8 protein-coding genes and 1 tRNA gene are annotated in these 14,576 nt (G+C 69.9%); 5 read left to right on the forward strand and 4 right to left on the reverse strand.

The features are described from left to right. Positions 1-83: 83 nt before the first annotated feature. Together LUTJ29_RS0111885 and LUTJ29_RS0111890 are read right to left on the reverse strand one after the other, a co-directional pair. Positions 84-2,948: a glycosyl hydrolase 115 family protein gene (locus LUTJ29_RS0111885; protein WP_043741241.1), complete on the reverse strand. Its 2,865-nt coding sequence runs from the start codon at positions 2,946-2,948 to the stop codon at positions 84-86. A gap of 71 nt (positions 2,949-3,019) precedes the next feature. Then, on the reverse strand, positions 3,020-4,309 hold the full coding sequence (locus LUTJ29_RS0111890) for an MFS transporter (protein WP_027072706.1): 1,290 nt from the start codon (positions 4,307-4,309) through the stop codon (positions 3,020-3,022). 379 nt (positions 4,310-4,688) lie between these two features. Between LUTJ29_RS0111890 and LUTJ29_RS0111895 the strand changes: the two genes are divergently transcribed. The 4 genes from LUTJ29_RS0111895 to LUTJ29_RS0111910 all read left to right on the forward strand — a co-directional run bounded on the left by LUTJ29_RS0111895 (position 4,689) and on the right by LUTJ29_RS0111910 (position 11,252). Continuing rightward, entirely contained in the window at positions 4,689-7,601 is a 2,913-nt protein-coding gene (locus tag LUTJ29_RS0111895) for a TonB-dependent receptor (RefSeq protein ID WP_027072707.1), read from the forward strand. A 282-nt stretch (positions 7,602-7,883) separates the two neighbouring features. Next, positions 7,884-9,362 (forward strand): MFS transporter, encoded by a 1,479-nt coding sequence (locus tag LUTJ29_RS0111900; protein WP_027072708.1) that lies wholly within the window; start codon positions 7,884-7,886, stop codon positions 9,360-9,362. Positions 9,363-9,391: 29 nt separating this feature from the next. Then, on the forward strand, positions 9,392-10,414 hold the full coding sequence (locus tag LUTJ29_RS0111905) for a glycoside hydrolase family 43 protein (protein ID WP_027072709.1): 1,023 nt from the start codon (positions 9,392-9,394) through the stop codon (positions 10,412-10,414). Beyond that, positions 10,404-11,252: an aldose epimerase gene (locus tag LUTJ29_RS0111910; RefSeq protein WP_027072710.1), complete on the forward strand. Its 849-nt coding sequence runs from the start codon at positions 10,404-10,406 to the stop codon at positions 11,250-11,252. The genes LUTJ29_RS0111905 and LUTJ29_RS0111910 overlap by 11 nt, the downstream gene beginning before the upstream one ends. A gap of 21 nt (positions 11,253-11,273) precedes the next feature. Here the strand turns inward: LUTJ29_RS0111910 and LUTJ29_RS18155 are convergent, their stop codons facing one another. After that, positions 11,274-11,768: a hypothetical protein gene (locus LUTJ29_RS18155; protein ID WP_051322964.1), complete on the reverse strand. Its 495-nt coding sequence runs from the start codon at positions 11,766-11,768 to the stop codon at positions 11,274-11,276. Positions 11,769-11,940: 172 nt separating this feature from the next. Further along, positions 11,941-12,025, reverse strand: a tRNA-Leu gene (locus LUTJ29_RS0111920). A gap of 90 nt (positions 12,026-12,115) precedes the next feature. On the opposite strand from LUTJ29_RS0111920, the gene rnr reads away from it, so the two are divergent. Beyond that, positions 12,116-14,536 carry a ribonuclease R gene (rnr, locus tag LUTJ29_RS0111925; RefSeq protein WP_027072711.1) on the forward strand — a complete coding sequence of 807 codons (2,421 nt, stop codon included), beginning with the start codon at positions 12,116-12,118 and terminating at the stop codon, positions 14,534-14,536. Positions 14,537-14,576: the final 40 nt, after the last annotated feature.

Below are 14,576 nucleotides of genomic sequence, written 5' to 3' on the forward strand. Positions count from 1 at the left end.
CGGGCAAGGAGTCGTCCACATCTTCGCCCGCGCAAGCGGGGGATGGTGTCGATCAATGCTTCACCGGGGCATTGCAGGAACCCTCAGCGCCGCCGGCTTTCCACCGGCCCCAGCGTCCCGCGCTCGCGTGGCGTGGTGACCACCTCGATGCGCTGGAACACCAGGCCCGGATCCACCAGCCAGAGTTTGAGCGTGTTCGCGCCCGCGGTCGCGGCGTGCCGCGAGCTGGCCACGTGCACGCTGTCGATCACCGCGCGCTCCCAGGCCTGGAAATCGCGGTCGCCCGGGCTCGGGTCGAGACGCACGTTCACCAGCTGCGGCTCGCCGTCATTGAGCGAGACCGCGTAGCGAAGCCCGCCCCGGTTGCGGAAATCGAGCGTGGGCGAGACCACCACGCGCACTTCGACCTCGCCGGCGGCGTCGATCACCAGCGGATACTCCAGTCGCGCGCCGTCGCCGCCCGGTTCCAGTGCAGGGCCGGTCGCCGGCCACGCGGTCACGCCCGAGAGCGTACGCCCGAGGTTCGGGATCTCCTGCCATTCGCCGCCGGGCGGCGGCACCGCGCGCGCATGGCGGGCAGCCTCGACCGCGACCACGCCGTCGCCCTCCACGAATCCGCGCGCGCCAGGATGCGCGGGCGGCTTGCGCACCGGCACCTGCACGTAGACCTCGGTGCGGTCGCTGCCGCGGATCGCCACCACCGCCTCGTGTTCGCCTTCGGACAGCTTCGACCAGTCCACGGCCAGATCCAGTTCGATCGCGTCCGGCACCTCGCCGGACTCCGGCGCAACCTTCAGCCATGGCACCGTGGAGCGCGCGGTGAAGCCGACCGGCTGCCGCCCGCGGTTGTAGACCACGATCGCGCGCGTGGTCGCGGCGACCGGGTCCAACGGCGGCACCCGCGGCGACTGCGCCGGCCTCGGCCAGCCGCGCGCGTCGCCTTCCACCGCCACGCCGGTGACGCCGCGCTCGGGCACGTCCACCTGCGCCAGCGGGGGCAGCACGTTGCGCTCGGGCTGCTGCCAGTGGGTGTAGCCGATGCGCGGCTGCGACATCATGTGGATCCACTTGCCGCCTGCGATCCCGTGCTCGTACAGGCGCTGCAGCTCGGCGTCGCGTTCGAACAGGCGCCTGGTCTCGTCCGCCCAGTCGTTGGCCGAGGCGCGTCCCTGCGAGGCGTACAGCCTGTTGCGTGCGGCGGAGATGTGCAGGCGGTTGAGGTTGGCGCTGGCCAGCACCGGGTACTCGACCAGCTGCGCCCAGGCGTCGGCGTGGCTGTCCGGGATGCGGCGGGCGAGGGCCAGGGTGCGCTGCTCGAGCGCGTCCCATTCGGCGAGCACGCGCTCGGCCTCGCGGTCGTGCAGCAGGCTCCAGGTGTCGGCGTCGACCAGCTCCGGCTTGCGGCGCGCGTTGTAGCGGGTGTAGGCGGTGAGGATCTCGCCGATCTCCGGCGCATGCGCCGGTCCGAACTGCTCGGCCGCCCATGCGGCCGGGTAGCGCGCGATCCAGTCGAGGTCGGCGCGGTCCGGGTCCCAGGCCTGGTCGAGGAAGGCGCTGATCGGCAGCTCCATCGGCTTGATGTCGCCGACGTTGACGATCCACACCCGGTCCACGCCGTGGGCCCAGGCCAGGCGCATCTGCTCCCAGGCGCGCTCGATCTGGGTGGTGTTGAGCCACTTGTAGTTGCGCGGGCCGCCGACGTAGTCGAAGTGGTAGTACACGCCGTAGCTGCCGGGGCGCCTGTCGGCGGGATCCGGCAGCCGGCGGATGTTGCCCCAGTTGTCGTCGGCGAACAGCAGGGTCACGTCGTCCGGGACGCGCATGCCCTTGTCGTAGTAGTCCTGCACTTCCTTGTACAGCGCCCACACCTGTGGAGTTTCCTCCGCGGGACGGCCGGTCACCTCGGCGATGATCCTGCGCTGGTCGGCGACGATGCGCTCGAGCAGGGCGATCGCGGTGCCCTCGGTCATCGCCTCGTCGCCGTCGCCGCGCATGCCCAGCGTGACCACGGCCTCGCGGCCCTGCAGGCGCTCGATGCCGCCGCGCCAGAACTCGCGCAGCACCTTGTCGTTGCGGGCGTAGTCCCACGGGCCCTTGCCGAACCGCGACCACTCGTCGTGGGCGCGCATCATCGGCTCGTGGTGGCTGGTGGCGATGACCACGCCGTACTCGTCGGCGAGTTCGGCGTTGCGCGGATCGTCCGCGTAGAACGCGCGCGGCTGCCACATCGCCGGCCACAGGTAGTTGGCCTTGTGGCGCAGGATCAGCTGGAACACGCGCTCGTAGAACCTGTGGTTGGTGCCGCCGAAGGTGGCGCGGGTCCAGCCGCCGAGCGCGGGCTCCTCGTCGTTGATGAAGATGCCGCGGTACCTCACCTTCGGCGCGTCGGTGAAGCGTCCCGGCGCGACGTACAGCTGCAGGCGGCGCGGCGGCGGCACATCCGCCCACCAGGTCCAGGGGGAGACGCCGATGCGGCGCGAGAGCTCGTACAGGCCGAACGCGGTGCCGCGCCGGTCGGCGCCGACCACCACCAGTGCGCGGTCGATGCCCGGCTCGGGGCGCTCGACCACCTGCAGCAGGTAGGCTTCCCAGGTACCGGCGACGCCAGTGGTGTCGATGCCGTGCGCGGCCACGATGCGGTCGATGCGCGCGCTGCGGCCGAGGGTGCCGGCGATGATCGCGGTGCGCGAGGCCGGGTCCGGCGTACCGCCGGACACCGCGGCGAGGTCCTCGCGCAACGCTTCGGCCGCGCGGTGCACGGCGGGGAAGTCGCCGTCGTCCACGAGCACGCGCACGGGCACGCCGGTTTCGACCAGCGGCATCGCGTCGCCGGTGCGCGCGTCGCACACGGCGGCCGGCGCACGGCAGTCGTGTTGCGCAAGCGCGGCGCAAGGCAGGGTGGCCAGCAGCGCGAGCATGGAGGCAAGCAGGAAACGCTTTGGTCCCATCGAACGCCCCCGGGTCGTCGTGGCGCCGGGCCGCGCGTGTCGCGGCTGGTGGCAGTGGTGGGCGCGGCCGCTCATGCCTGCGGCTCCAGCTGCGCGGGCGCCAGTCGCGGTGCCAGCACGTGGATCACCAGCAGCGCGGCGAGATAGGCGCCGCCGGCCATCATGAACATCGCCCCGTAGCTGCCGGTGTGCTGGCGCAGCCAGCCGGCGCCGAGGTTCATGCAGAAGCCGCCCATCGCGCCGGCGAAGCCGCCGATGCCCACCACCGAGGCCACCGCGGCGCGCGGGAACATGTCCGAGGTCAGCGTGAACAGGTTCGCCGAGAAGCCCTGGTGCGCGGCCGCGGCCAGCCCGATGAGCCAGACTGCCAACCACTGGCCCTCGACGTGCGGCGCGAACACCACCGGCAGGATGCACAGCGCGCACACCAGCATCGCCGTCTTGCGCGCGGCGTTCGCGGTCCAGCCGCGCTTCATCAGGGACGAACTGAACCAGCCGCCGCTGACCGACCCCACGTCGGCGAGCAGGAACACCGTGACCATGGGCAGGCCGATCGTGCGCAGGTCGACCCCGAAACGGTCGGCCATGAACATCGGGAACCAGAACAGGTAGAACCACCACACCGAGTCGCTGAGGAACTTGCCGCCGGTGAACGCCCAGGTCTGGCGCAGGCGCAGCAGCCGCAGCCACGACAGCTTGACCGGCGGGTGGGGCGGGTCGCTCTGGATCAGCGCGAGCTCGCCCGGCGAGACCTTCGGATGCGCGGCCGGGCGCCGGTACACGGGCAGCCAGAAGGCCAGCCAGACCAGGCCCGCGAGGCCGGTGACGACGAATGCGGTGCGCCAGCCCCAGGTGAGCGCCAGCCACGGCACCAGCAGGGGCGCCACGATCGCGCCGATATTGGATCCGGCATTGAAGACACCGGTGGCAAAGGCGCGCTCCCGTTTCGGGAACCACTCGGCCACGGTCTTCACCGCGGCCGGGAAATTGCCCGATTCGCCGAGACCCAGGACGAAGCGCGCGATGCTGAAACCCGCGACGGACTTGGCCAGCGCGTGCGCTGCCGCCGCGATCGACCACACCGTGAGATACACGCTGTAGCCCACGCGCGTGCCGACGCGGTCGATGAACCAGCCTGCGAACAGGAAGCCGATCGCGTAGGCAAGGGTGAAGGCGGCGCTGATCACGCCGTACTGCTGTTCGCTCCATCCGAACTCCGCCGACAGGGTCGGGGCGAGCACGCCGAGCACCGCGCGATCGACGTAGTTGATGGTGGTGGCGAAGAACAGCAGCGCGCAGATCACCCACCGGTAATGGCTGGCTCTCGCCGGTGCGCGCGCGGCGTCGACGTGCGCACTCATGCGCCGCGTGTCCGGGCCGCGACGGATGCGGTGGCGCATGAAGCACGTGCGAACGGCATATCGCTCCCTCCCCGGTGCGATCATCGCGTGGTAGCGCTATCAGTAACACATTCCGTCCACGAACGCGCGCAATGCACCCGCCTGGGACGGGTGGGACGGTTCTCGACAACGCTGTCGGGGTTTTTCCCGCGTATTCCACACTGTTCTGTATGGAAAGTGCTTGCTGCGTCGCAGCGTGTGCGCGCGAATCTGATAGCGCTACCATCCGGCCGCCACTCCCGTCGGGGCGAGTCGTGCATGCGTCCCCGTGGGGGCACGAGGCATAAAAGTCCACCGGTGTCACCGACAAGTGTGCGCCACGTAACGGGAGGGGAGTTCCGTGCAAGTCCGAATTGCAAGATCAGCGTTGTCCCATGCCCTCGGCCTGGCCCTGATCGGCCTGGCGGGTGCGGCCATGGCCCAGGACCAGTCCCCTGCGCAGGACGTGCCGGCGCCGTCCGCGGACCAGGACGCGACCGACCTCGACAGGGTCCTTGTCACCGGTTACCGCCAGAGCCTGCAGTACTCGACCGAAGCCAAGCGCGAGGCGACCGGCTTCACCGACAGCATCTTCTCCGAGGACATCGGCAAGTTCCCGGACACCAACATCGCCGAGTCGCTGGCGCGCATCCCCGGCATCCAGATCGACCGCGACGTCAACGGCGAAGGCCTGAACGTCGGCATCCGCGGCCTGCCGCAGAGTTTCACCAAGACCCTGATCAACGGTGGCGAGGCGGCCACGGCCTCGATCGGCCTCAATCGCGGCAACCAGAACCGCGAAGTCGACCTGAACCTGTTCCCGACCGAATTCTTCAACAAGCTCACGGTGTACAAGTCGCCGCAGGCGAGCCTGCCCGAAGGCGGCATCTCCGGCGTGGTCGACATGCGCCTGACCCGGCCGTTCGACATCCCCGGCCGGCATTTCAACTACTCCGGACAGTTCGACTACAACACCATCGGCGAGAAGTTCAATCCGCGCGGCTCGGCGATGTACAGCTGGACCAACGACGAAGGCACCTTCGGCGCGATGGTCGGCGCGGCCGTGGTCCGCAGCCGGATGTCGGTGCGCGGCTGGGAGTCGATCGGGTGGATGAACCCGAGCCTCAACTACCAGCAGTGCGGCCTGGAGGCGCCGGAGGGCGTCGATCCGCTCAATACCCGTCCGGCCGAGTGCAACCCGGGCGGCGGCGGCAGCCTGCAGATGCCCAATACCGTCCCGGACAACGCCTCGACCCGTGGCGCCGGCATGACACCGGGAGACGTGATCGACGCCGAATGGCTGATGGCCCAGAACCCGGGGCTGAGCCTCGACCAGATCACCGAGGCCCTGTTCCCGCGCCTGGCGCGCCCGGTCGACATGGCCGGCGACCGCGAGCGCGACTCGGTGGTCGGCTCGCTGGAGTGGCGCCCGAACGACCGGATGCACTTCTATGTCGATGCGCTGTACTCGCGCGCGAAGTACGAGAACGACCGCATCGACATGAACCTGGTCGGCCGCACCTTCGGCCCGGTCGGCTTCATCCCGACCAACATGCAGCTCGACGCCAACAACGTCGTGACCCGCGCCACCCTGGTCAACGCGCAGTTCTTCCTGGAGGCGCGTCCGTACCGCGACGAGGTGCAGTACTGGAACATCAACCCGGGCGCGACCTTCTGGTTCGGCGAGGACGAGAGCATCCAGCTCGACCTGCAGGCCAACTGGAGCCGCAGCTGGTTCTTCCGCGAGTCGCCGACGATCCTGCCGGCGTCGCCGTTCACCACGGTCGAGTACTTCAACGACGGCGAACACCCGGTCTACACCAGCACGCTCGACCTCAACGACCCGAATGCCGGCTGGACCTGGAGCGGTGGCCGCGTGAACCTCAACAACGAGAAGCGGGTGACCGAAGCCGGGCGTCTGCGCGCCGACCTGCGCTTCGGCGACGAGATCAACAACTTCAAGGTCGGCGTGTCGCACGACCGCTTCTACCGCACGATCGTCGCGTTCGACAACAGCGCGGCCTGGCAGGAGAACGTGTTCTCGGTGGTGCCGGACGCGCAGATTCCCAACTTCCTGCGCCCCGGTCCGTACGGCTTCATCACCGTGGACTTCGACGCGTTCATGCGCGCCACGGACTACCAGCGCTTCTTCGACGAGGCGCCCGAGGTCAACTCGTCGCAGTCTGTCGGCGCGGCCGCCGGCGGCGTGGACGAGCGCAACTTCGCGGCCTACGTCGAGGTCAACGGCGAGACCGAGGTGTGGAACCGCAACCTGCGCTTCAACGCGGGCGTGCGCTACATCGACACCGACCAGACGATCTCCAGCCCGGTGACCCTGGGCGCGCTGCGCGAATGGCAGGCGCTCGACGGCTCCTACGACGAGTGGCTGCCGTCGGCCAGCCTGCGCTGGGACGTGGCCAAGGACTGGGTGCTGCGACTGTCCAGCTCGCGCACGCTGACCCGCCCGAACCCGCGTTCGATGCTGCCGGCGACCACCTTCTCCGATCCGTCCGCCGAGATCGCCGACCAGGGCAACCCCGACCTGTCGCCGTACCTGTCGACCAACGTCGACCTGGGCCTGGAGTGGTACACCGGTGATGAGGGCATGGTGGCGCTGACCCTGTTCAACAAGCGGGTGTCGGGCTACACCTACCAGGGCGTGACCGTCCGTCCCTTCCGCACCCTGGGCATCCCGCTCGACGCGCTGAGCGAGAACCAGCTGGCGGCGCTGATGGCCAACGGCGGCCTCGACGCGCCGATCAACGTGCGCCAGCAGGTCAACGCCAACGCCACCCTCGACATCCAGGGCTGGGAGCTGATCTGGGTGCAGCCGCTGGATTTCGTGTTCGAAGGCCTGGGCTTCATGGCCAACTACACCGACATCGACCTCAAGCCCACCGGCCAGGAGGCCGACCAACTGGCCGGCAACCTGTTCGGCATCGCCCCGGTGATGTGGAACGCCACCGCCTACTGGGAGAACGACGTCGCCTCCATCCGCCTGTCGTACAACTGGGTCGAAGGTTCGGCGCAGCGCGCGCTCGGCAACAACGAGGGCGGCCTGAACTACGCCCAGTACTTCGGCGAGGACCGCGGCCAGTTCGACCTCTCGGCCAGCTATACGCTCGACTGGCTGCCGTCGAAGCCGCAGCTGACGTTCAACGTGCTCAACCTCACCAATGAGAACACCCGCAACTACCTGGCGTTCCCGAACGTCCCCGGCGAGATCTACCAGCCGGGCCGGACGTTCCTGATCGGCATCCGCGGCACGTTCTGACCGGGTCCTTTCGGGACTGCTTTCTCCCCACGACCCCTCCGGCACCGTGCGTGCCGGACGGGTCGTGATTTTTTGCGCGGGGAGCCAGGGCCGGGCCGCGCCGGCGGCACGGCCGCGGCGCCGTGGGCATCGCGCCGCGATTCCGAAGCCGGCGCGCGACATGCCAGAGTTGGAATGGGTCCATCGATTTGCGCGCGGACGGGAGAGCTTCCGGCCCCGCCACGGTTAGGATAGGCGCGATCGGCGGTCCGTTCCGCCGGCACGCAGAAGCGGGGGGCATTCTTGAATACCAGTACTGAGCGGCTTTCGGTCACCGAGAAGGTGGGTTACAGCCTCGGCGACCTCGCGGCGAACCTCATCTTCCAGACGTTGATGACGTTCCTCGCGTACTTCTACACCGACATCTACCGCATCCCTGCCGGCACCGCGGCCACCATCATCTTCGTGGTCGGCCTGCTCGGTGCCTTCGTGTTCACCCCGCTGGTGGCGGTGCTGGCCGACCGCACCAACTCCCGTTGGGGCAAGTTCCGGCCCTGGATCCTGTGGACGGCGGTGCCGTTCGGCGTCCTCTCGCTGCTGGCCTTCACCACGCCGGACCTGGGGCCGCAGGGCAAGGTGTTCTACGCCGCCGCCACCTATACCCTGCTGGTGCTGGTGTACGCGGCCAACAACCTGCCGTACGCGGCCCTGAGCGGCGTGCTCACCGGCAACATGGGCGAGCGCAACAGCCTGTCGGCCTACCGCTTCGTCGCGGTGATGGTGGCCCAGCTGGTGGTGCAGGCGCTGCTGCTGCCGCTGGTCAACATCCTCGGCGACGGCGACCGCGTGCAGGGCTTCCGGAACACGATGCTGCTGTTCGCGGTGGTCGGCACCGTGTTCTTCCTGATCACCTTCCTCACCACCCGCGAGCGCGTGGTCCCGGCGCAGGAGCAGAAGTCCAGCGTCGGCCGCGACCTGGCCGACCTGGCCGGCAACCGGCCGTGGCTGATCATGCTGCTGGTGACCATCCTGGTGTTCACGACCCTTGCCCTGAAGGGCGGCACCTACGTGTACTACTTCGAGAACTACCTGCAGGAGCCGGCGATGGCCAGGTTCCTGGAGTCGATCGGCTTCTACAGCGTCCTGGGCGGGATCAACTCGGCGCTGGTCGGCATGGGCCTGGCCGGCTTCGACCTGCCGGAGGATGCCACCACGTCGGCCTTCGGCCTGTTCAACGCCGGCGGCATCATCCTGATGGTGGTGGGCATCGGCTTCTCGAAGAGGCTGGCCGACCGCTTCGGCAAGCGCGACGTGTTCGGCGTGTTCCTGGTCATCTCGACCCTGTTCATGCTCGCCTTCTACATCATCCCGCCGGACCGCATCGGCCTGGTGTTCGGCGCGCAGATCCTGCACGGCTTCTTCTACGGCATCACCATCCCGCTGCTGTGGGCGATGGTGGCCGACGTGGCCGACTACTCCGAGTGGAAGAACCACCGCCGCGCGACCGCGATCATCTTCTCCGCGATCCTGTGCGGCCTGAAAGTCGGTCTGAGCATCGGCGGCGCGCTGGTCGCCGGCATCCTCGCCCACTACGGCTACGACGCCGACCTGCCGGCGCAGTCGCCGGAGACGGTCGCCGGCATCCGCCTGGCGGTGAGCCTGTACTGCTCGGCGCCGTTCCTGCTGGCCGCGGCCCTGCTGTTTTTCTACAGGATCAACAAGCAGATGGAATCGCAGATCGAACGCGACCTGGCAGCGCGCCGCGTCGGCCAGCCGGCCTGAGCCATCCGCAAGACACTCCAGAGGACACCATGGCAGACCGCGAATACACCGAGGCCGAACTGAAGGCGCTGGCCGACAAGGCCATCTCCAGGCCCCTGGTGACGCATATCTACACCGCCGACCCGTCGGCGCACGTGTTCGAGGGGAAGATCTACATCTACCCCTCGCACGACATCGAGACCGGCGCCGCCTTCGACGACGATGGCGGCCACTTCCAGATGCGCGACTACCACGTGCTGTGCCAGGACTCGCCCACGTCCCCCGCGCGCGACTGCGGCGTGGCGCTGAGCGTGGACGACGTGCCGTGGGCGGACCGCCAGATGTGGGCACCGGACGCGGCGACCCGGAACGGCAAGTACTACCTGTACTTCCCGGCCAAGCGGCCCGACGGGATCTTCCAGATCGGGGTGGCGGTGGGCGACCGGCCGGAAGGGCCGTTCAAGCCGGAGCCGGAGCCGATCCGCGGCAGCTACTCGATCGACCCGGCGGTGTTCGGGGACGAGGACGGCGAGTTCTACCTCTACTTCGGCGGCATCTGGGGCGGGCAGCTGCAGAAGTACCGCGACAACCGCTACGACCCGGCGCACGAGGAGCCGGCCGACGACGAACCGGCCCTGGGCCCGATCATCGCGCGGCTGACCGAGGATATGAAGCAGTTCGCGGAAACCCCGCGCGAGGTGCTGATCCTCGACCCGGAGGACGGCAAGCCGCTGCGCGCCGGCGACCACGACCGCCGCTTCTTCGAGGCGCCGTGGGTGCACAGGTACGGCGGGCGCTACTACCTCTCGTACTCCACCGGCAACACCCACTACCTGTGCTACGCCACCAGCGACAGCCCGTACGGGCCGTTCGTGTACCAGGGCCGGATCCTCGAGCCGGTGGTGGGCTGGACGACCCACCATTCGATCGTCGAGTTCGATGGCCGCTGGTGGCTGTACTACCACGACTCGATCCTGTCGGGTGGCGTGACCCACCTGCGCTCGGCCAAGGTGGTCGAACTCGCCTACGACGCGCAGGGACGGATCCGCACACTGCATCCGTATGGCGGCTGACGCCGCGGGCGCCGACCCGGGCCCGCTCTCGCCGCTGGCCCCGGGACGGCTGCTGACGATCGGCGACGGCGCGCTCGAGGTCGACATCGCCGCCGAGGCCGGCGGACGCATCGCGCAGGTGCGGTTCGAGGGTGTCGAGCAGCTGGTCGGCCATGGCGGGGACGGCGCGGATGCGGCGATCGCCTGGGGCTGTTATCCGATGGTGCCCTGGTGCGGACGCATCCGCGGGGGGCGTTTCGGATTCGACGGGCGCAGCTTCCGGCTGCCGGTGAACCTGGGCGACCACGCCATCCACGGCGTCGGCTTCCTGCTGCCGTGGCGCGTGGTGACGCACGGGCTGCGCCACGCCACGCTGGAACTGGCCTTGCCGGCCGACCATCGCTGGCCGTTCGGGGGCACGGCGCGCCAGCGGATCGACGTGCGAGGGACGGTGCTGGAACTGGAACTGTCGGTGACGGCGGGCGACCAGGCGATGCCGGCCTCGATCGGCTGGCACCCGTGGTTCCGCAAGCCCGGGCGGATGGAGTTCGCGCCCGAGGCGATGTATCCGCGCGACGCGCAGGGCATCACGGTGCTGCCGTCCGGACCGGTCCGCTCCGGCCCTTGGGACGACTGCTTCGTGAACCGGACGCCCGTGGTCCTGCACCGGGCGGGGCAACGCGTCCGCCTGGTGTCCGAATGCACGGACTGGGTGGTCTATGACGAGACCGCGCACGCGACCTGCGTGGAACCGCAGACCGCCCCGCCCGACGCCTTCAACCTTGTGCCGGGCCACCGGCTGCAGCCGGGCGCGACGCTGTCGGCCCGATTCTCGCTGCAGTGGGATCGCGTCGGGTAGGCGCCTGCCACAGGCGCCAGGTCAGCGTTCCTCGCCCGGCGTCGCCAGGCGCCACCGTCCCCACTGGTCCTCGACGTCGTCGCCGGTGGTGGTGCGTGCACCGCGGTCGCCGGCGTAGCGGTAGAGCGGATGGCCGCGCCAGGTGACGTGGTTGCGGCCGCCGGCCCCCGGCAGGGTGCCGATGTCCGCGGCGTCCACGCTGGCGTCGGCGACGGGGTTCGGGGTGTCGCTGGTGACCGGGGGCCAGACCTGCTCGCAGGCGGCGTCGCAGCGGCTGCCGTCGGCATTGCCCTCCAGGTAGTACAGCGCCGCGCCGCTGGCGTCGGCCAGATGGCCCGGCGTGCCCTCGCGCACCAGCAGCGGCTGCGCGCCGGGCGCGGGGTTGGATTCGGCGGGCGTCGCGGGGGACGGACCTGCGGCCCCCGGCTCCGGCGCCCGGTCGGGCGGCGTGGCGTCGTAGCCGCAGCCGGCCAGCAGGGCCAGTGCGAGCGCGCAGGTCAGGGGCGTGCGGGACATGTCCGGTCTCCGTGTCGGCTCACCGGCATGCTGCCGGGCCGGCCGTGACCGGGGGATCAAGGCGTCCGCGGCGGCCGGACGCAAAAAAACCCCGCGCTCGGCGGGGTCTCCTGGTGTTCTTCTTGGTGCCCTTCTTGCCGCACCTGGCGCGTGGCGCTCAGGTGCCTTGTCTTGGTGCCCAGGAGAGGACTCGAACCTCCACGGTTTTACCCGCTAGTACCTGAAACTAGTGCGTCTACCAATTCCGCCACCTGGGCAGGTGGGCGCGTATTGTTGCGGTGCGGTGCCTTCCTGTCAACGCTTGGCCTCGACCGCCGGGCGACGCGGCCCTGTGTAACATGCCGCCGATGACAAAGACCCCAGGCAAGCGCGGCAGCGGCCGCGGACGTGGACGCGACGGTGCGTCGTCGCGCGGAAACACCCCGCAGGGCGGGCGCGGGCGACGCGGGGCGGGCGACCGGCCAGGCTGGCTGCCCGAGCCGCAGGGGCCCGCGGCGCCCCGGGCCGGCGGGAAGGAGGCAGCCGCGCCCGGCGCGGGCCGCGGCGGGTTCAAGGATCCGTACGCCCAGCGCGAGGCCGAGCGCTACGCGCGCCCGATCGCCAGCCGCGAGGCAATCCTGCAGCTGCTGTCGGGCGCCGAAGGCCCCCTGACCGCGCAGGCGCTGGCCGAGAGCCTCGACCTGCTCGAGCCGGACCGCTTCGAGGCGCTGGAGAAACGCCTCGCGGCCATGGTCCGCGACGGCCAGCTGCTGCAGAACCGGCGCGGCGGCTACGTGCCGGCGCAGCGGCTGGACCTGGTCGCCGGCACCGTCATCGCCAATCCCGACGGCTTCGGCTTCCTGCGCCCGGACACCGGAGTCGGCGACGACCTGTTCCTGCCCCCGGCCGAGATGCGCAAGGTCATGCACGGCGACCGGGCGATGGCGAGCGTGGTCTCGCTCGACCACCGCGGCCGCCGCGTGGGCGTGATCGCGGAGGTCCTGGAGCGCCGGCTCAACCGCCTGATCGGCCGTTTCACGGTCGAATCCGGGATCAGCTTCGTGGTGCCGGACGACCGGCGCATCCAGCGCAACGTCCAGATCCCGTCCGATGCGCGCCTGGAGGCGCAGCACGGGCAGCTGGTCGTCTGCGAGATCACGCGCCCGGCCGACGAGCGCCGTCCGCCGATCGGGCGCGTGCTGGCGGTGCTGGGCGACGCGCTCACCCCGTCGCTGGTGGTCGAGGCCGCGATCCACGGCCACGAGCTGCCGCACGAATTCCCGCCGGAGGTGCTGGCAGAGGCCTCGGCGGTGCCTCTCCAGGTCGATGCCGCCACGGCGGCCGGGCGCCTGGACTTGCGCGACCTGCCGCTGGTGACCATTGACGGCGAGGACGCCAAGGACTTCGACGACGCGGTGTACTGCGAGCCCACGCGCAATGGCTTCCGGCTGGTGGTGGCGATCGCCGACGTCTCCAGCTACGTCCGTCCCGGCACGCCTCTGGACGACGAGGCCCAGTTGCGCGCGACCAGCGTGTACTTCCCCGGCTTCGTGGTGCCGATGCTGCCCGAGACGCTGTCGAACGGCATCTGCTCGCTCAACCCCGACGTCGACCGGCTGTGTTTCGCTTGCGACATGCAGGTCAACCGCGACGGCGAGGTGGTGAAGTCCAGGTTCGCCGAGGCGGTGATGCGCTCGCACGCGCGCCTGACCTACACCCAGGTGTGGAAGGCGGTGGGCGAGGAGGATCCCGAGGCCCAGGCGCAGATCGGCAGCCTGATGCCGCACATCCGCCACCTGCACCAGCTCTACAGGGTGCTGGCGAAGGCGCGGTCGAAGCGCGGCGCGATCGAGTTCGAGTCCTCGGAGGTGCGGTTCGTGCTCGACAACCACGGCGAGGTGGTGCAGGCCGGGATGCTCCAGCGCAACGACGCGCACAAGCTGATCGAGGAATGCATGATCGCCGCCAACGTCGAGGCGGCGAAGTTCCTGCTCGAAGCCGGCGTGCCGGCGCCTTACCGCATCCACGACAAGCCGCCGGAGTCGAAGTACGCCGACCTGCTGGAATTCCTCAAGGAGTTCTCGCTGCGGATGCCGGCCTGGGCGCGGGTGCGGCCGAAGGATTTCGCCAACCTGCTGGAGAAGGTACGCGACCGCCCGGATGCGACCCTGCTCGAATCGGTGATCCTGCGCTCGCAGAGCCAGGCCGTGTACTCGCCGGACAACATCGGCCATTTCGGACTGGCGCTGGAGGCCTACGCGCACTTCACCTCGCCGATCCGTCGCTACCCGGACCTGCTGGTGCATCGCGCGATCAAGCACGTGCTGGCCAAGGGCCGGCGCAAGACCTTCCTCTACACGCCCAGCGAGATGGCGGCGCTGGCGCTGCAGTGCTCGGAACGCGAACGCCGCGCCGACGAGGCCGAGCGCGAGGTGGACGAGCGCTACCGCGCAGCGTGGATGGAGCAGCACGTCGGCGGCGAGTTCGACGGCACGATCAGCGGCGTGGCCAGCTTCGGGCTGTTCGTGGAGCTCGACCAGTCCAAGGTCAACGGCCTGGTCCACGTCACCCAGCTGCCGAGGGACTTCTACCACTTCGACCCGGTGCGCAAGACGCTCAGTGGCGAGCGCACCGGGCGCGAGTTCCGGCTCGGCGACCGGATCCGCATCGTCGTGCTCAAGGCCAGCCTCGAGGAGCGCAAGATCGACTTCGGCCTGCCGGGCGAGGGCGGGGTGAAGCCGCTGCCGCCGCGTGGGCAGCCGGCGCGGCGGCAGAAGCGCAAATACTGATCCGGCGCGACGGCCGCGGCCGGTAGAATGGCCGCTGGCA

The sequence above is a fragment of the Luteimonas sp. J29 genome (assembly GCF_000472505.1).
Classification (GTDB): domain Bacteria; phylum Pseudomonadota; class Gammaproteobacteria; order Xanthomonadales; family Xanthomonadaceae; genus Luteimonas.

Bases quoted from the DNA above. Each gene is read 5' to 3' on its own strand.
- LUTJ29_RS0111885 (WP_043741241.1), bottom strand. From the start codon at position 2,948: ATGGGACCAAAGCGTTTCCTGCTTGCCTCCATGCTCGCGCTGCTGGCC.
- LUTJ29_RS0111890 (WP_027072706.1), bottom strand. From the start codon at position 4,309: ATGAGTGCGCACGTCGACGCCGCGCGCGCACCGGCGAGAGCCAGCCAT.
- LUTJ29_RS0111905 (WP_027072709.1), top strand. From the start codon at position 9,392: ATGGCAGACCGCGAATACACCGAGGCCGAACTGAAGGCGCTGGCCGAC.
- LUTJ29_RS0111910 (WP_027072710.1), top strand. From the start codon at position 10,404: ATGGCGGCTGACGCCGCGGGCGCCGACCCGGGCCCGCTCTCGCCGCTG.
- LUTJ29_RS18155 (WP_051322964.1), bottom strand. From the start codon at position 11,768: ATGTCCCGCACGCCCCTGACCTGCGCGCTCGCACTGGCCCTGCTGGCC.
- rnr (WP_027072711.1), top strand. From the start codon at position 12,116: ATGACAAAGACCCCAGGCAAGCGCGGCAGCGGCCGCGGACGTGGACGC.